This window comes from Actinacidiphila yanglinensis (genome assembly GCF_900107965.1).
Lineage (GTDB): Bacteria > Actinomycetota > Actinomycetes > Streptomycetales > Streptomycetaceae > Actinacidiphila > Actinacidiphila yanglinensis.
This window is the reverse complement of record NZ_FNVU01000004.1, coordinates 240,609-256,661: the sequence shown is the minus strand read 5'-3', so window position 1 is coordinate 256,661 and position 16,053 is coordinate 240,609. Positions and strand designations below refer to the sequence as shown.

The following is a 16,053-nucleotide window of genomic DNA, read 5'->3' as shown; positions in this document are numbered from 1 at the left end:
TCGTGGCAGCGTCGGGGCCCCTACGGCATTGCCGCGTTCCGGCAGAGTTGGCGGCCCCGAGACGTCCTGATCCGTGTGCAACCAAAAAGCGACGGCCGTCGTAGGCGCTGAACCACGCGCGTACGACGGCCGTCGCCGGAAGGGGATCGGCGGTCCCGGGGACACCCCGGGACCGGACCGGGAACCGCTCAGGCGTCGGCCTTGGCGGCCTCGATCTCCAGGGCGATCCGGATCTTGTCGCTGACCGCGGCACCGGCGGGACCGCCGGTCACGCCGAACTCGCCGCGGCTGATCTCGGTGGCGGCGGAGAAGCCGGCCACCACGGTGCCGTCGAAGCCGGTGCCGAAGCCGTTCAGCTCCAGGGCGAGGGTGACGGGCTTGGTCACGCCGTGCAGCGTCAGGTCGCCGTCCACCTCGAAGACCTCGGAGGACTTGGCCCGGATGCCGGTGGAGGAGAAGGTCAGCTCCGGGAACTGCTCGACGTCGAGGAAGTCGGCGCTGCGCACGTGGGTGTCACGGCCCTCGTTGTTCGTGCTCACCGAGTCCGTCCTGATCACCGCGTTGACCGTGGACTCCAGCGGGTCCTCGGCGGTGACGATGGTGCCCTCGAAGGCCGCGAAGTGACCGCGGACCTTCGAGACACCCAGGTGGCGGACGTAGAAGGACACGTCGGAGTGCACGGTGTCGATCTTCCAGGTGCCGGCGACGTAGCCGTCGATCACTTCGGTCTGCGTGCTCATCAGGGGCTCCTTGAAAGGGAAACTGGGGTAGTGCTGGTTGTTGAGCTTTCACTGACCATACTGCGCTGGTATTGAAAGTTCAACCACACGTATGCTGGAGCCATGGACGACGTGCGCTGGCTGACCGACGGGGAGCAGGAGATCTGGCGGGCCTACATGACCGCGAGCGTGGAGTTCTCCGCGTACGTGGATCGGCAGCTGCGCCGCGACTCCGGCATGCCCATGGCGTACTACGAGATCATGGTCCGGCTCTCCGAGGCCCCGGGGCGGTGCCTGCGGATGAGCGAGCTGGCCGATGCCTCGCTCTTTTCCCGCAGCCGACTCTCACACGCCGTCGCCGCCCTGGAGAAGAACGGCTGGGTGCACCGCCGGCCCGCCGACGCCGACCGACGCGGCTGGATCTGCGCGCTCACCCCCGCGGGCTTCGAGGCCCTCGCCGCGGCGGCCCCCGGCCACGTCACCGCGGTCCGCGAGCACCTCTTCGACGTCCTGACCCCGGAGCAGCTCGACACCCTCCGCGAGATCGGCCGCGCGATCAGCTCGGGCCTGCGCACGGAGTGCGACACCGCCCGCGCGGAGGACGCGGCGGCGTGCGAGGCGGGCGACGCGGAGCGCGGCACGGCGGCCGAGGAGGACGGCTCGGACGACCCGCGGGGGATGGCCGGCGCCTGCTGACCGGCCGCGGGCGCCGCTGCCCGGGCGTCGGATCCGTCAGATCTCGCGGGCGGGCCAGTCGAGGAGGCGGGCGCCCAGGGCGGCGGTCTCCAGGGTGTAGCGCTGCAGCGCGTCGTCGGGGTCGAAGCCGGTGAGCGCGGCGATGCGTTCCAGGCGATAGGACAGCGCCCGGACGCTGAGGTCCAGGCGGCGGGCCGCCTCGGCGTTGACGTAGTCGGAGGCGGCGTAGGTGGAGATGGTCTCCACCAGCGGCCGGGCGCCGCCGCGGGCCTGCGCGAGCGGGCCGAGGACCGTACGGACCAGGTCGGCCATCGCGGCGCGGTCACGCATGAGCACGGGGAAGACCAGCAGGTCCACCGCGTTGAGCACCGGCGCCTCCAGACCGAGCCGTGCGGCGAGGTCGAGGGTGCTGAGCGCCTCCTCGTAGGAGCGCACCACCCCGACGGCGCCGCTGTGCGGGCGGCTGAGCGCGACCCGCCCGGCGGCTGCGAGCTTGACGAAGGCGTCCAGGGCGGGCCGCTGCTCCGTGGGGGCGACGCAGACGATGCGGCCGTCCTTGGGGGCGACCAGCAGGTCGTGGTCGCCGAAACGGCCGGCCAGTTCGCGCTCGATCCGGTGCAGCAGCGGGTGGGTCTCGTGATACGTGTCACCGGCCGCCGGTGCGGCCACCGCGACGAGGTGACGGTCGGCCAGCCGCAGTCCGAAGCCCTCCGCCTGCTCGGCGATCCGGCCCGGGTCGCTGCGGCCGTAGAGGAGGTCGTCGACGAACGCCCGCCGGGCCTCCTCGGCGCGGCGCACCGCGTGCCGCTGGGCACGCGCATGGCCCTCGGCGAGGGCGTCGATACCGATCTCGAGCGCGGCGAGCACGGCGCTGCCGACCTGGCGCAGCTCGGCCGCGTCGCGGGCCGCGGCCACACCGGGCAGGTGCGACCAGGCCCGCCGGGCCGTCGCGAGGTGGACGGCGGTCAGGTCGCGCAGCGAGAGACCGGAGTCCGCGGCGTGCTCGCCCAGCACGCGGCGGCTCTCGCGCTCGGTGCGGGTGAGGGTCCGGCAGCTGCGGGATATCTCCGCGAGCGTCTCGGCGAAACCGGCCACGAACTCCGGCGGTACGGCCTCGCGCCGGTGGCCGGAGTGCCCTCCGGTGTGGCCCGGGCGCCCGGATCCGCTCCCCGTCCCGTCCGCCGCGTCCTGACCCCGCACGGTCCCGCTCCCCGCCCCCGACGACACCACAGGCCCCCATGATCGCTTCCCGCACCCGGACGTCAAGAACGTATCAAGACTGCCGGGTCCCGGAAGCGGGGGGCCTGTTGGGTTGCCGGGTCCTGCCGCGGCGCGCGGGACCCGGCCGCCGGTTGCCCGACGGCGCCGGTGCCACCGGTGCCGCGGCGGCGGTCGGCGGTTACTTCGCGGTGCCGGTGGCGGGCTCCTGCTGCTTCGTCTCGTTGGCGGTCACCACATCGCTGGGCGTGATCGCCTCGGGTGCCGGGGTGGTGGACGCGGTCGGCGCGCTGCCGGCGGCCGACGCGTCGTCGCTCTTCATCGCCTTCGCCTCGGACTTCAGGATGCGCATCGACTTGCCGAGACCGCGGGCGGCCTCAGGAAGCTTCTTGGAACCGAACAGCACGATGACGACGATCGCCACCACGATCAGGTGCCACGGCTCCAGCCCGTTTCGCAACATGGGATGATCCTCGTTTCGTTATCGCCGACTCACAGCTCTCTAGTGTCGCATTGTCACCCTGCCACCGTCATCGACGGCAACCCGGGTACTCAAAGCATGCGCAAAAAGCTCGTGAACGGGAAGACCCAACCCCTTTCGTCCCGCGTTCCGGACGCCGCCATCCGAGCCCCCGACCCCCGCCGCCACCTGCGCGGACCCCCTCCCGAACGGCCGGGCGGCGCGTTTCCGCCACCTCCGCGGACACCGGCCGCGACCCGGCCCGGGGCGGCCCGGCAGCCGGGCCGGGCGGGCGATCGGGGCGTCCTTCAGAGCAGTTTGGCGACCGTCAGCAGCACCGCGCCGTCCTCCAGGGCCTCCAGGCCGTGCCGGGCGTGCGGCAGCACCAGCAGGTCCCCGGTCATCGCGTCCCAGTGGTCCTCGCCGCACACCAGCCGGACCCGGCCGCGCAGCACCAGCAGGGTGGACTCCCCCGGGTTCTCGTGCTCGGCGAGGGAGGTGCCCGCGGTCAGCGCGATCAGCGTCTGGCGCAGCACCCGCTCGTGGCCGCCGTAGACGGTCTCCGAGCTGCGTCCGGTGGAGGCCCCGGTGGCCTCGTGGAGGTGTTCGCGAACCTTGGCATCCAGGGAGAATTTGCGCATTCCCCGAGTCTGGCAGCGGCGCCGCCCGCCGCCCCGCAACGCCATGCCCGTCACTCGGGGGGTCCCGCCCCGGCCGGCGGACGTCCTGCGGGCCGCGGGAGAGGAATGCCCGGGCCCGACCGCGGCGAGAGTGCCCCCGTTCGCGGAAGGTGGGCTTCCGCGCGCACCCGCCGCGGCCGGACCCGACTCCGTCATCATCCGGAGGGCCGCCAACCGAGCGCTAACATATGGCTAACGCTTCGTCCCCACGGCCGCCGCCCGGCGCCGCGCCCCCCGCACACCCTGAGCGGACGTTCGGCGCACTCCCGGCAACTCGGCGCACCCAGGGGACCGTTCGGCTCCGATCGCAAGACAGTTCGGTGCCACGGGGCAGGCGCGCGCATAGGATCGGGCCAGGGCGGCACTCGCGAGGCGGCGCGACACCGGCATCCGGCGCCGCGGGCACCTTCGCGACCGATCGGGCCAACGGCCAAGGAGGCGCACGGATGCGGTTCGGCCTGCTCGGCACGGTGACGGTCTCCGTCGACGGCGACGGTGACGGCGACCGGGACGACGGCAAGGAGCCGGCCCGGCCGATCGGCTCGGAGAAGGTGCGCGCACTGCTCGCCGCACTCCTGTCCACCCCCTGCCGCGCGGTGCCGCTGGACAGCCTCAAGTCCGCGCTGTGGGGCGACACCCCGCCCACCACCGCCACCGCCTCGCTGCACAACCACGTCGCCCGGCTCCGGCGGGTGCTGCGCGAGGAGGGCCGGGACGGCTCCCGGCTGCGGGCCGCGCCGTCCGGGTACGTCCTGGACGTCGCCGACGGCGAGTTCGACGTCTGGACCTTCCTCGGCCACCACGCGGCCGCCCGGGTGGCGCACCGCGCGGAGGACTGGACCACGGTGCTCACCGAGTGCGGGGCCGCGCTGCCCCTGTGGCGCGGCGACCCGCTGACGGACGTTCCGCTGCGGTCCGACCGGCTGCGGGCGCTGGCGGCGCACCTGGTCGAGGCGCGGCTGCTGACCCTGGAGTGGTACTTCGACGCGGAACTCGCGCTCGGCCGGCACCAGGGCCTAGCCGCGGAACTGGCCGGGCTGGCCGCGGCGAACCCGCTGCGCGAGACCTTCCACCGGCAGTTGATGCTCGTCCTGCACCGCACCCACCGGCAGGCCGAGGCGCTGGCGGTCTACCACGTGCTGCGCCGCACCCTGGTCGACGAGTTGGGCGTGGAACCGGACTCCGCCGTGCAGGCCGCCTACCGAGAGATCCTGGCCGAGCCCGCGCTGATCCGCTGCGCGCCCGCCGCGCCGCCCGCGCCGCTGGGCGCATCCCGGGCGGGGGACTCCGGCGAGGAGATCCGCTCCGGGCTGGCGCAGGCGGCACGGGCCGCCGGTGTCGCGCTGCCGCCCCGTCGCACCGGGCGCGCGGGGGGCGAGGCGTTCGGGCGGACCGGGCCTCCGGGGCGAGGCGGCCCCGCCGCGCAGGGCAGCGCGGCGGCCCGCGGCGCTCGGGGCAACGGTACGGACGGCGGGGAGGTCACGGACGGTTCGGACGGCGCCGCCCGCGCGGACGGTCCCGGGGATGCCGCGCGTACCTCGACGACGCCTGATCGGGCGGGCGCCCCGGAGCGGTTCGCGCCCCGGCACGGCCCGGCCACCGCCGGCCCGGCAACGTCCACCTCGGCCGGTTCCGGGCCGCGGCCCCGCCCCGACCCGGAAACGCCGCCCGGCCCGGAGACGGCCACCGACCCGGCGGCGACTCCGGCCCCCGCCTCCCCCTCGGCGCCCGCCCGCGCCGGCGCGCCCCACACCCGCCGCCCCTGCCCGTCCCAACTCCCGGCCGACACACCTGACTTCACCGGGCGGAGCGCCGAACTCGCCACCCTGCTCGCGGCCTTGCGCGGCGACGGGGACCCGGCGGAGCGCGGGCCCCGCGTGGCGGTCGTCTCCGGTATGGGCGGCATCGGCAAGACCGCGCTGGCGGTCCGCGCCGCGCACCTGCTGCGCGCGGAGTTCCCCGACGGGCAGCTCTATGCCGACCTGCGCGGTTTCGGCGCCGGCAGCGCCCGCTGCCCGAGCGACCTGCTGGCCCGCTTCCTCGGCGACCTCTGCCCGGACGGCCAGCCGCTGCCCGAGGACCCCGACGACCGGGCCGTGCTGTGGCGCGACGCGCTGCACGGCCGCCGCCTGCTCCTGATGCTGGACAACGCGGGCGACGCGGCCCAGGTGGTCCCGCTGCTGCCGGGCGGCGGCGACGTCGCCCTGGTCGTCACCAGCCGCCGCACCCTCGCCGAACTCCCGGGCGCCACCCGGCTGGCACTCGATCCGCTGACCGTCGGCGAGCAGCGGGAGTTGCTGGTCGCGCTGTGCGGCAGCCGCCGGGTGGCGGCCGAACCCGAGGCCGCCGAAGGGGTACTGGCCGCGTGCGGGGGGCTGCCGCTGGCCCTGCGGATCGCCGGCGCCCGGATGGCGGCCCGCCCCAACTGGCCGCTGACCGCGCTCGCCGAACGCCTGGACGGTCCCGACGGCTCCCGGCTGCACGCGCTGAGCACCGGCGGCCTCGCCGTCCAGGACACCTTCGCGATGAGCTACGTCGCGATGCGGGACAGCCCGATCGCCGCCGAGCGCGCCGTGGCCCGGGCGTTCCGGATGCTCGGCGTCTGGCCGGGGCACGGCGTCGACCCGTCGGCCGCCGCCGCACTGCTCGGCCGGGAGTCCGGGCCCGCGGCCGACGACGTCCTCGAAGCTCTCGTCGACGCGCACCTGCTCCAGACGCCGCGACCGGGCCGCTACGGGTTCCACGACCTGGTCGGGGAGTACGCCGCGGTCTGCGCCTTCGCCGAACTCGCCCCGGAGGAACGCCGGTCCGCGGTGCGCAGGATCACCGTCTGGTACGCCGCCTCGGTCGCCGCCTCGCTCGCCGTCCTCGCCCCCGAGGGCCACCCGCTGCCCCCGCTGGAGGAGCAACCGGTGGTGCCCGCGGCCGGGTTCGGCAGTGACGAGGAGGCGCTCGGCTGGTGCGTACGCGAACTGCCCGCGATCCGGGAGTCGATCAGGACCGCGATCGCCCACGGCTGGCCGGACGTCGCCTGGCGTACCGCGGCGGGACTCTTCGGCTACGCCCAGGCGTACTGGTGGACCGGTGAGTGGACCGCCTGCCTGGAGGAGGCGATGGCCTGCGTGACCGCGGGCGGCGACGTGCTCGGGCAGGCGTGGATGCACAGCCGGCTCGGCGTCGCCCACTGCATGGCCGAGCGGTACGACGTGGGCCTGGGCCATCTGCACGTCGCCCGGGCCCGGTTCGAGGCGGCGGGCGACCAGCGCGGGGTCGCCGCGGTCCTCACCAACCTCACCGGTCTGCACAGCGGCACCGGCGACTACGACCTCGCCCTGGACTACGGCCGAAGATCGCTCGAACTGCACCGCTCGCTGGGCGACTTCGACCGGGTGGCCACGGTGCTCGGCAACCTCGGCGACACCCACCTCCAGGCGGGCGACCCGAAGGCCGCGGAGGACTGCTTCCGCGAGGCGCTGGCGGCCTGGCGGGCGCGGGGCTCGGTGGTCAGCATGGCCCGCGCGCTGGGCAGCCTCGGCGAGGCGCAACTCGCCCTGGGCCGGCCCGCGGAGGCGGTGGAGGCCCTCACCGAGACGCTCGCCCTGCTCGACCGGCTCGGCGACCGGGCGACGGCCGCCGACGTCCTGGAGATCCTCGGCCGCGCCCACCTGGCCCGGGGCGACCGCGGCGCCGCCCGCGCCTGCTGGGAGGAGGCGGTGGACCTGGCCCGGGCGCACCGGCTGACCGCGAAGGAGGAGGCCGCGCTGCGCGGCCTGGCCGGGCTCGGGCCGGACGGCCCGCACGACGCCCGCGCCGATATCGGCAGCGGGACCAGTACAGACCGGGGCGCCGGCCCCGGCACGGAAGCCCGGACCGGCACCGGCGGGAAGCAGGGATAAACCCCGGGCGCGGGGAGCGGACCCGCGCCCGGGCGGCCTCGGGGTCACGGTGCGCTCAGACCTGCATCTCCACCGGCACCGCGGCCAGCGCGTCCTGGAGCGCGGCGATCAGGGTGCGCGCGGACTCCGCCGTCAACTCCAGCGCGACCCGGGCCGAGGGGCCCTTGGCCGGGTTGGCGAAGTCGATGTTCATGGTGTGCTCGGCCATCGCGTGGACCGGGTGGTCGAAGTAGACGGTCACGTCGGTGACGTGGAACCAGGAACCGTTCGGGCCCTTGGCGCTGCCGTCGACGACGTCCTTGACGGTGGTGTAGGTGCACATTGCCGGCTCACGCCTCCGTCAGGTGCTGGCCGAAGAACTCCCCGATCCGCTCCCAACCGTCGGCAACAGCCGCGACGTTGTAGTTGGGGCGGTCCACCGCGAAGAAGCCGTGCCCGGCGCCCGGGTAGTTGTGGATCTCGAAGGCCTTGTCCAACTCGGTGAGCTGGCTGCCGAGTTCGGCGACCTGCTCCGGGCTGGGGTGGGTGTCCTCCTCACCGAACAGGCCGAGCACGGGGGCCTTGAGGTCGGGCAGCCGGTCGACGAGGTTGGTGACCTTGAGCGGGAAGCCCTCGGGCACCGTGCCGGTGACGAAGGCGCCGTAGCAGTCCACCACCGCGTCCACGTCGACGGTGCAGCCGACCAGCACGGCCTGGCGGCCGCCCGAGCAGTGCCCGATCACGGCGACCTTGCCGTTGGAGGTGGGCAGCGCCCGCAGGTAGGCGGCGGCGCCGGCCGCGTCGCCGACCAGCCGCTCGTCGGGAACGCCGCCCTGCGCGCGGGCCACGGCCGCCGCGTCGTCGGGAGCCGCCCCCGGTGCCTCGCGGGAGTACAGGTTCGGGCAGACCGCGTCGTAACCCATCTCGGCGAAGCGGCGGACCATCTCCTTGGTCGACCGGTCGTATCCGGGCATGTGGTGGATGACGACGACACCGCCGCGACGGGCACCGCCCTCCGGGCGGGCGAGGTACGCCTCGATCTCGTCGCCGCCGTGACCGGTGAGGGAGACGGTGGTCGCGCTCAGCGACCCGGTGGGGGAACCGGGAAGGGAATCACTCATGGGGCTCAGCTATACCATAAGGCTGGACTGATAAGTTTATACTGTAGATCATGTCATCCCACGGCGGTCCTCCGATCACGGCCCCGTCCCCCGGGGCCGTTCCCTCCTCCGACGCGCCCCCGGCTCCCGGCGAGGCCCCGCCCACCGGCTCGGCTCGTATCGCCACCGACCTGCGGGCCGCCCTCGGTCCGCTGATGCGGCGGCTGCGCAGGTACAAGCCGGACGGCGAACTGACCCTGTCGCAGACCTCGGCACTCGTGCTGCTGGACCGCGAGGGCCCGGCCAGCGCCTCGGAACTGGCCGCGCGCGAGGGCATCACGCCGCAGTCGATGTGCACGATCGTCGGGATCCTGGCCGAGCGCGGCCTGGTCTCCCGGGCGCAGGACCCGAAGGACGGCCGCCGGATCGTGGTGTCGCTCAGCGAGCTCGGCCGCGACGGCCTGCACGGCGCCCGGCGCGAGCGGGCCCGCCGGCTCACCGCCGCCATCGACGAGGAGCTGACCCCGCACGAGCAGGCCCAACTGGCCGCCGCCATCCCGCTGCTGGAGAGGATCACCCGTCGTGTCTGAGCCCGCGTCGGGCACGCCCACCGGGCCCACCAGGAACGAGGGAGGCTTCGGCGGCACGGGGGACGCCAGGGGTGCGGGCAGCACCGTCGCCGCCCCGCCCGGCGCCCCGCCGGAGCGGCCCGACCGCTACAAGTGGCTGGCGCTGTCCAACACCAGCCTCGGGATGTTCATGGCGATGGTGGACGCGTCGATCGTCATCATCTCCATGCCCGCGATCTTCCGCGGCATCCACCTCGACCCGTTCGCGCCCGGGAACATCACCTACCTGCTGTGGATGATCATGGGGTATCTCCTGGTCACCGCGGTGCTGGTGGTCTCGCTCGGGCGGCTGGGCGACATCGTGGGCCGGGTGAAGATCTACAACCTCGGGTTCGTCATCTTCACCCTCGCCTCCATCGCGCTGTCCTTCGACCCCGCGCACGGCGTGCACGGCGCCCTGTGGCTGATCTGCTGGCGGATAGTCCAAGCCCTGGGCGGCGCCATGCTGATGGCGAACTCCGCGGCGATCCTCACCGACGCCTTCCCGGCCAGCCAGCGCGGCATGGCGCTCGGCATCAACCAGATCTCCGCGCTGTCCGGCCAGTTCATCGGGCTGGTGCTCGGCGGCCTGCTGTCCGCGTGGGACTGGCGCGCGGTGTTCTGGGTGAACGTCCCCGTCGGCATCTTCGGCACCATCTGGGCGTACCGCTCGCTGCGCGAGATCTCCGCGCGCAACCCGGCCCGGATCGACTGGTGGGGCAACCTCACCTTCGCGCTGGGCTGCGGGCTGATCCTCGTCTCGATCACCTACGGCATCCAGCCCTACGGCAGCCACACCATGGGCTGGACCAGCCCCAAGGTGCTCACCGGGCTGATCGGGGGCGCCGCGCTCCTGGTCGTCTTCGGGCTGGTCGAGACCCGGGTGAAACAGCCGATGTTCAACCTCGGGCTGTTCCGCAACCGGCACTTCGCCGCGGGCAACGCCGCCGCGCTGCTCGCCTCGGTCGCCCGCGGCGGGCTCCAGTTCATGCTGATCATCTGGCTCCAGGGGATCTGGCTGCCGCTGCACGGCTACGCCTTCGCGGACGCGCCCCTGTGGGCCGGCATCTTCCTGCTGCCGCTGACCGCGGGGTTCCTGCTGGCCGGCCCGGTCTCCGGGACGCTGTCCGACCGGTTCGGGGTGCGCTGGTTCACCACCGGCGGGCTGGTGCTGTTCGGGGCGAGCTTCGTCGGGCTGCTGCTCCTGCCGATCGACTTCCCCTACTGGGCGTTCGCGCTGCTGATCCTGCTCAACGGGATGGGCTCGGGCATGTTCTCCGCGCCGAACACCTCCGCGATCATGTCCAGCGTGCCCGCGAGCCACCGCGGGGCCGCCTCCGGGATGCGGTCCACGTTCCAGAACTCCGGTACGTCGCTGTCGATCGGCGTCTTCTTCTCGCTGCTGATCATCGGCCTGGCCGACCGGCTGCCGTCCACCCTCCAGGCCGGGCTGCGGGCCCAGGGCGTCCCGGCAGGGGTCGCCCACCACGCGGCCACGCTCCCGCCGGTGTCCACGGTCTTCTCGGCGTTCCTCGGCGTGAACCCGGTCGAGACGCTGCTCAAGCCGTCCGGGACGCTGGCGAAGCTCCCCGCGCACAACCGCGAGGTGCTCACCGGCAAGGAGTTCTTCCCGAACCTCATCTCCTCGCCCTTCCACCACGGCCTGGTCATCGTCTTCGCGGTGGCCGCGGGCATGTCCCTCCTCGCCGCCACCGCGTCCGCGCTCAGGGGCACGCCGAGCAGCGCGACCCCGAGCCGCTGAACCGCAGCCCCGCCTTACCCGGGAAGCTCCAACCCGGCCAGCCGGGTGGGGTCGGCGAGGATGTGGATGTGGGTGATGCGGGCGTCATGCACCGTGAAGGCCATCAGCACCTGCGGGGATCCGCCGACCACGGTGAGGGTGCCGGGGACGCCGTTGACCACGACGTCCCGCCGGTCGGCCCCTCCGGCGGGGAACCGGCCGGCGCCCGCGGTACGGAACAGCATCGCCTGCCGGGCGACGTCGGCGGCACCGCGCACCAGCCGCGAGGGCACGGACGGCGCGGCGCCGGCGTCCGCGCGCAGCACCACCTCGGGGTCGAGCACGGCGACGAGCGCGTCGAAGTCCCCCTCGCGGGAGGCGGCGAGGAAGGCGTCCACGACCTGCCGCTGCCGGCCGAGATCCGGGTCGGGCGCGGTGCCGGCGCCCTGCACCCGGCGCCGGGCCCGGCTGGCGAGCTGCCGGGCCGCGGTCGGCGTGCGGCCGACGATGGGCGCGATGTCGTCGAACGGCACGGCGAACATGTCGTGCAGCACGAACGACAGGCGCTCGGCCGGGGCCAGGGTGTCCAGGACCACGAGCAGCGCCAGGCCCACCGAGTCCGCCAGCAGCACCTCGTGCTCGGGGTCGGCCCCCTCCGCCCCGCTCACCACGGGATCGGGCACGTGGGTGTCCAGGGAGTCCTCGCGCCGGGCACCGCGCGAGCGCAGCATGTCGAGGCAGACCCGGGCGGTGACCGTGGTCAGCCAGCCGCCGAGGTTGTCGATGCCGTCGGGCCCGGTGCGGTTCAGCCGCAGCCACGCCTCCTGCACCGCGTCGTCCGCCTCGCTGAGGGAGCCGAGCATCCGGTAGCCGACCGCCCTCAGGTGGGAGCGCTGCTCCTCGAAACGGGCCGCCAGCAGGTTCGCGTCGTCGCTGTCACGCGTCGTCAAAGGGTTCACCCCCCACTGACGGAACGGACGGCGCGGATGTGACCGCGTCGCCCGTTCCGTCGCCGGCCACGGGATCCATGCCCGGCATTGTGCCCGCTCGGCGCCCCCGCGGCCGGTCGAACGCCCCGGCCGAGGCCCCCGCCCGATGTCCCCGACCGGGCCGGCCGCTCAGGCCGAGACGGCGACGGCCGACCGCCGGCGCAGCGCCCCCGCCTGGGTGGCGAGCGTGAGCGTCCGGGTCAGCGTCATCGCGACCGCCATCAGCAGCAGGGAGTCCGTGATCGCGTCCGAGGTGACCTGGTGGTGCATCATCCAGTTCCCCAGCTGCGTGGTGAACCAGTGCGCGGAGCCGTACGAGAAGGCCGCGCGGGCGCCGATCACGCCGACCCACAGGGCCGCGTAGGGGACGCCGGTACGGCTGACCGGCCTGCCCGTGCGGGGGCTGACGTACACGTGGGTGAGGCCGGCCGCGCAGAGCCCGGCGACCACCCCGGCGACGACGGCGACCACCTCCAGGCCGAGGCCGTCGCCGTGGGTCGCGGGCGACGCCACGAACAGCGGCACGATCGCGCCCGACAGCAGCACCGGCCGCAGGATGCGGAAGGCGCCGATCTTGCGGTGCGGTCCCAGGTCCGCCTCCAGCACGGCGAAGAGGACGGCGGCGTTGATCACCATGGCTTGGGTGAGCGTGGACATGAGCGGAGTCCCTGTCTCGGAGGTGTCGGGTGCCGGGGCGGTTCGACCCGACCCCCACAGCGTCCGCTCGGCACCGGTACCAGCGCGCCGTAGCGCGGGGCGATACCCGGGGTGATCCGTGCGGCCGCCCGGCGCCCCGCGATCACCCCGGACATCACCCCGCGGGTCACCCCCGGGTGTGACGCCCGGATCCGGCCCGCTCCGTAACGTCCCTGGTGGCAGGCCGGACCGGGCCGCCACCACCACCGACCGGAGGAGCCACCCGTGCTCGAGGTACTGGCCGTGATCGCGATCGTGGTCTACGTCATCGGCCGCCAACTGCTCGGCGAGTCGCTGCGCGGCAAGCGGGTCGTGCTGCTGCCCGCGATCCTGACGATCGTCGGCCTGACCCGGCTCGGCGGCAGCGGCCACCATGTGCGGGCGCTCGACGTGGCCTGCCTGGTGGCCGGCGGCGTGATCGCGGCGGCGATCGGCGCCGGGCAGGGCGCGGTGATGCGCCTGGAGCACCGCGACGGCGGCCTGTGGGGCCGGATGCCGGTGAGCGGACTGCTGCTGTGGGTCGCGCTGGTCTGCTCCCGGCTGGCCATGACGGTTCTGGCGAGCGCGCTGGGCGCCCACGTGGCCGCCTCCACCGCACCGATCGTGCTGATGCTGGGCGTCAACCGGCTCGGCCAGGCCGCCGTCATCACCCGCCGCGCGCTGTCCGCGGGCATCCCCTTCGCCCGCGAGAAGGACGGCTCGGTCTTCCTGTCCGACCAGCTCTCCGGCCTGGGCGCCCGCCTCTCCGGCGGCCGGGACACCCGCGCCTCCCGCGCCGACGACCGGCAGGCACCGTATGCGCCGTACGAGGGCAGCGCCGCGTACGACGACCGGTACGACCGCGACCGCTACGACGACCGGTACCACCGCGACGGCTACGACCGGCAGGATTCGTACGACCGCCAGGGCGGCCAGGAGCCGTACGACCGCGGGCGCGGCCACGGGCCGTACGACCGGTACGACGACGGCGGCGGGCGGGACCGCGGGGACGGCATCCGCACCGGGCGCGGGCCGGTCGGCGGCGGCCAGGGCGGGCCGCTCGACGGGCTCGGCGCGGCGCTGCGGGACCTGCGGGGGGCGCGGCGCGACCGCAGGTCCCCGAGGCGGTACCGGTGAGTGCCCCGCCCGCCACCACCCGCCGGGGCCGCGCGGCGACCAGGGGGCGGGCCGTGGCGGACCCGTGGCGAGGGCAGGGCCGAGGGCTGGGACAGGGGCCCGATCCGGACCAGAGCTATCGTGCTCTCGTGCTGACTTCCGCGTCCTGGCTGCTCCGGGCGGGAGCGTACGTCCTGTTCGGGGTGGATCTGTTCACCCACCACTCCTACGGTCCGGTGGAACTCCCGGCGGTCGCGATCTCCTTCGGGGTGACCGGCGTGCTGCTCGCGGTGTGGGTGGTGATGAGCCTCGGCGACGGCGGCAGCCCCGCGCAGCGGGTGACCGTCCTCGGCCTGATCGCCTCGATGTCCGTCGCGGTCGCGGTGCAGCCCGGCGCCACCACGCTGGTGGGCATGGGCGCGATCGCCACGATCGACGCGGCCACCGGCGTCCGGCAGGCCGAGGGCTGGGCGGTGTTCGGCGCGGGGGTGGTCTCCGCGGAGGTCGGCCTGCTGTTCAGCGACGCGGACCCGCGCGCCGCCCAGGGCATCCCGCTGATCCTCGCCGTCGCCCTGCTCGCCGGGTTCAACCGCCGCTCCTACCGGGTGCAGGCCGAGCAGAACAAGGCCCTGCTCGCCCAGGCGGAGGAATTGCGCTCCGAACAGCACCGGGCCGCCGTCCTCGACGAACGCACCCGGATCGCCCGCGAGATCCACGACGTGCTCGCCCACTCGCTCGGCGCCCTGGGCATCCAGATCCAGGCCGCCCGCGCACTCCTGACGGACCATCAGGACACCGGCCGGGCGATCGACGTCCTCAGCACCGCGCAGCGGATGGCCTCCGACGGGCTGACCGAGACCCGCCGCGCCGTCCACGCGCTGCGCACCGACACTCCACCGCTCACCGACGAGTTGGCACGGATGGCGACCACGCACGAGCAGCGGCACGGGAGTACGGTGACGCTGACCGTGGGCGGCAGCCCGGTGGAGCTGCCCCCGGACCAGATGCTCGCGCTGGTACGCACCGCGCAGGAGTCGCTGACCAACGCCGCCAAGCACGCGCCGCACCGGCCCGTGACCGTCGATCTGCAGTACGGGGACCAGGACGTGACGCTGACCCTCACCAACCCGCTCGGCCCCGGCCCCGCGGACGCCCCGGCCGGCGCGCGTGCCGAGCGGCCGGCCTTCGCCACCGTCGACGGCGGCTACGGCCTGACGGGGATGCGGGAGCGGCTGCTGCTGCTCGGCGGGACCCTCGGCGCGGGACCGGCGGACGGCCGCTGGACCGTGACCGCGCGGGTGCCCCTGCAGGGACGCGGGCCGATCGGCGAACAGGCGGCCGGGGACGGCCGGTTGTCGGCGAACGGGCGGGCGGAGGCGTGACCGGTACTCCCCCGGCGGCCGGCGAGCCCCCGGTGCGCGTGGTGGTCGCGGACGACCAGGCCGCGGTCCGCGAAGGGCTGGTGCTGATGCTGGATCTGCTGCCCGGCATCGACGTGGTCGGCTCGGCGGCGGACGGGCGGCAGGCGCTGGAGGTGGTCGCGGAGCAGCGCCCCGACGCGATCCTGCTGGACCTGCACATGCCGGTGATGGACGGCATCGAGACGACCCGGCGGCTCACCGCCGAGTTCCCGGACGTGGCGATCGTGGTGCTCACCACGTACGCCGACGACCGGTCGGTGCTGGAGACGCTGCGGGCCGGTGCGCGCAGCTACCTCACGAAGGACGCGGACCGGCTGCACATCGCGCAGACCCTGCGCAGCGCCACCTCCGGGCTGACGGTGCTGCACCCGCAGGTCCAGGCGACGCTGCTGGCCGCGGCCGGATCCGATCGCGGCCGGCCTCCGCACGGTGACGGCGCGGCAGGTGCGCCCGGTTCCGCTGGAAGCGCCGGTTCCGGTGGAGACTCGGGCGCCGGTGGCGCGCACCGCGCCGAACTGCCGGACGGGCTGACCCGGCGCGAGGCGGAGATCCTGGCGCTGATCGCCCGGGGCCGGAACAACACCGAGATCGCCGCGGACCTCTTCCTCAGCGGCAACACCGTCAAGACCCACATCAACCGGATCTTCGCCAAGACCGGTTCGCGGGACCGGGCGGCGGCGACCCGCTACGCCCAGCGGCACGGCCTGGACTGACGCCGGAAAACACACGTGGGCGGCCCCTTCGGACTGCGAAGG

The 16,053-nt window shown here is 74.4% G+C and carries 15 protein-coding genes; 7 read left to right on the top strand and 8 right to left on the bottom strand.

All coding sequences use genetic code 11. The annotated features are described in order from the left end of the window. Positions 1-188: 188 nt before the first annotated feature. Positions 189-740 carry a YceI family protein gene (locus tag C4U44_RS10980; protein WP_103885513.1) on the bottom strand — a complete coding sequence of 184 codons (552 nt, stop codon included), beginning with the start codon at positions 738-740 and terminating at the stop codon, positions 189-191. Between the two features lie 102 nt (positions 741-842). Between C4U44_RS10980 and C4U44_RS10975 the strand changes: the two genes are divergently transcribed. Next, positions 843-1,415, top strand: a complete 573-nt coding sequence (locus C4U44_RS10975; protein ID WP_103885512.1) for a MarR family winged helix-turn-helix transcriptional regulator — start codon at positions 843-845, stop codon at positions 1,413-1,415. 36 nt (positions 1,416-1,451) lie between these two features. Here the strand turns inward: C4U44_RS10975 and C4U44_RS10970 are convergent, their stop codons facing one another. The 3 genes from C4U44_RS10970 to C4U44_RS10960 form a co-directional block, all read right to left on the bottom strand. Further along, entirely contained in the window at positions 1,452-2,510 is a 1,059-nt protein-coding gene (locus C4U44_RS10970; RefSeq protein ID WP_235032017.1) for a PucR family transcriptional regulator, read from the bottom strand. A gap of 304 nt (positions 2,511-2,814) precedes the next feature. Then, positions 2,815-3,096, bottom strand: a complete 282-nt coding sequence (gene tatA / locus C4U44_RS10965) for a Sec-independent protein translocase subunit TatA (protein WP_103885510.1) — start codon at positions 3,094-3,096, stop codon at positions 2,815-2,817. 305 nt (positions 3,097-3,401) lie between these two features. After that, positions 3,402-3,734: a cupin domain-containing protein gene (locus tag C4U44_RS10960; RefSeq protein WP_103885509.1), complete on the bottom strand. Its 333-nt coding sequence runs from the start codon at positions 3,732-3,734 to the stop codon at positions 3,402-3,404. 485 nt (positions 3,735-4,219) lie between these two features. Here C4U44_RS10960 and C4U44_RS10955 point away from each other — a divergent pair, with 485 nt between their 5' ends. After that, the gene (locus C4U44_RS10955; RefSeq protein WP_160145015.1) at positions 4,220-7,669 is read left to right on the top strand and encodes an AfsR/SARP family transcriptional regulator; all 3,450 of its coding nucleotides are present in this window, start codon (positions 4,220-4,222) and stop codon (positions 7,667-7,669) included. Positions 7,670-7,724: 55 nt separating this feature from the next. Here C4U44_RS10955 and C4U44_RS10950 read toward each other — a convergent pair whose 3' ends face one another. Together C4U44_RS10950 and C4U44_RS10945 are read right to left on the bottom strand one after the other, a co-directional pair. Beyond that, positions 7,725-7,991, bottom strand: coding sequence for a DUF6295 family protein (locus tag C4U44_RS10950; RefSeq protein ID WP_103885507.1), 267 nt, complete (start codon positions 7,989-7,991; stop codon positions 7,725-7,727). A 7-nt stretch (positions 7,992-7,998) separates the two neighbouring features. Further along, complete coding sequence (locus C4U44_RS10945; protein ID WP_103885506.1) at positions 7,999-8,769, bottom strand: dienelactone hydrolase family protein; 771 nt, start codon at positions 8,767-8,769, stop codon at positions 7,999-8,001. A 50-nt stretch (positions 8,770-8,819) separates the two neighbouring features. Here C4U44_RS10945 and C4U44_RS10940 point away from each other — a divergent pair, with 50 nt between their 5' ends. After that, entirely contained in the window at positions 8,820-9,338 is a 519-nt protein-coding gene (locus C4U44_RS10940; protein ID WP_103885505.1) for a MarR family winged helix-turn-helix transcriptional regulator, read from the top strand. After that, positions 9,331-11,118, top strand: coding sequence for an MFS transporter (locus C4U44_RS10935; RefSeq protein WP_103885504.1), 1,788 nt, complete (start codon positions 9,331-9,333; stop codon positions 11,116-11,118). The genes C4U44_RS10940 and C4U44_RS10935 overlap by 8 nt, the downstream gene beginning before the upstream one ends. A 14-nt stretch (positions 11,119-11,132) precedes the next feature. Here the strand turns inward: C4U44_RS10935 and C4U44_RS10930 are convergent, their stop codons facing one another. Together C4U44_RS10930 and C4U44_RS10925 are read right to left on the bottom strand one after the other, a co-directional pair. Then, positions 11,133-12,047, bottom strand: coding sequence for a sigma-70 family RNA polymerase sigma factor (locus C4U44_RS10930; RefSeq protein WP_235031974.1), 915 nt, complete (start codon positions 12,045-12,047; stop codon positions 11,133-11,135). Between the two features lie 168 nt (positions 12,048-12,215). Beyond that, positions 12,216-12,743, bottom strand: coding sequence for a hypothetical protein (locus C4U44_RS10925; protein ID WP_103885503.1), 528 nt, complete (start codon positions 12,741-12,743; stop codon positions 12,216-12,218). A 264-nt stretch (positions 12,744-13,007) separates the two neighbouring features. Between C4U44_RS10925 and C4U44_RS10920 the strand changes: the two genes are divergently transcribed. The 3 genes from C4U44_RS10920 to C4U44_RS10910 all read left to right on the top strand — a co-directional run bounded on the left by C4U44_RS10920 (position 13,008) and on the right by C4U44_RS10910 (position 16,011). Next, positions 13,008-13,898, top strand: coding sequence for a hypothetical protein (locus C4U44_RS10920; RefSeq protein WP_103885502.1), 891 nt, complete (start codon positions 13,008-13,010; stop codon positions 13,896-13,898). A gap of 128 nt (positions 13,899-14,026) precedes the next feature. Continuing rightward, the gene (locus C4U44_RS10915; protein WP_103885501.1) at positions 14,027-15,259 is read left to right on the top strand and encodes a sensor histidine kinase; all 1,233 of its coding nucleotides are present in this window, start codon (positions 14,027-14,029) and stop codon (positions 15,257-15,259) included. Further along, complete coding sequence (locus C4U44_RS10910) at positions 15,256-16,011, top strand: response regulator transcription factor (RefSeq protein ID WP_103885500.1); 756 nt, start codon at positions 15,256-15,258, stop codon at positions 16,009-16,011. Before C4U44_RS10915 ends, C4U44_RS10910 begins: the two co-directional genes overlap by 4 nt. Positions 16,012-16,053: the final 42 nt, after the last annotated feature.

What these genes read in the sequence shown, in the direction of transcription:
- C4U44_RS10945 (WP_103885506.1), bottom strand. Translation starts at nt 8,769, where the DNA reads ATGAGTGATTCCCTTCCCGGTTCCCCCACCGGGTCGCTGAGCGCGACC.
- C4U44_RS10960 (WP_103885509.1), bottom strand. Translation starts at nt 3,734, where the DNA reads ATGCGCAAATTCTCCCTGGATGCCAAGGTTCGCGAACACCTCCACGAG.
- C4U44_RS10975 (WP_103885512.1), top strand. Translation starts at nt 843, where the DNA reads ATGGACGACGTGCGCTGGCTGACCGACGGGGAGCAGGAGATCTGGCGG.
- C4U44_RS10940 (WP_103885505.1), top strand. Translation starts at nt 8,820, where the DNA reads ATGTCATCCCACGGCGGTCCTCCGATCACGGCCCCGTCCCCCGGGGCC.
- C4U44_RS10980 (WP_103885513.1), bottom strand. Translation starts at nt 740, where the DNA reads ATGAGCACGCAGACCGAAGTGATCGACGGCTACGTCGCCGGCACCTGG.
- tatA (WP_103885510.1), bottom strand. Translation starts at nt 3,096, where the DNA reads ATGTTGCGAAACGGGCTGGAGCCGTGGCACCTGATCGTGGTGGCGATC.
- C4U44_RS10950 (WP_103885507.1), bottom strand. Translation starts at nt 7,991, where the DNA reads ATGTGCACCTACACCACCGTCAAGGACGTCGTCGACGGCAGCGCCAAG.
- C4U44_RS10955 (WP_160145015.1), top strand. Translation starts at nt 4,220, where the DNA reads ATGCGGTTCGGCCTGCTCGGCACGGTGACGGTCTCCGTCGACGGCGAC.
- C4U44_RS10925 (WP_103885503.1), bottom strand. Translation starts at nt 12,743, where the DNA reads ATGTCCACGCTCACCCAAGCCATGGTGATCAACGCCGCCGTCCTCTTC.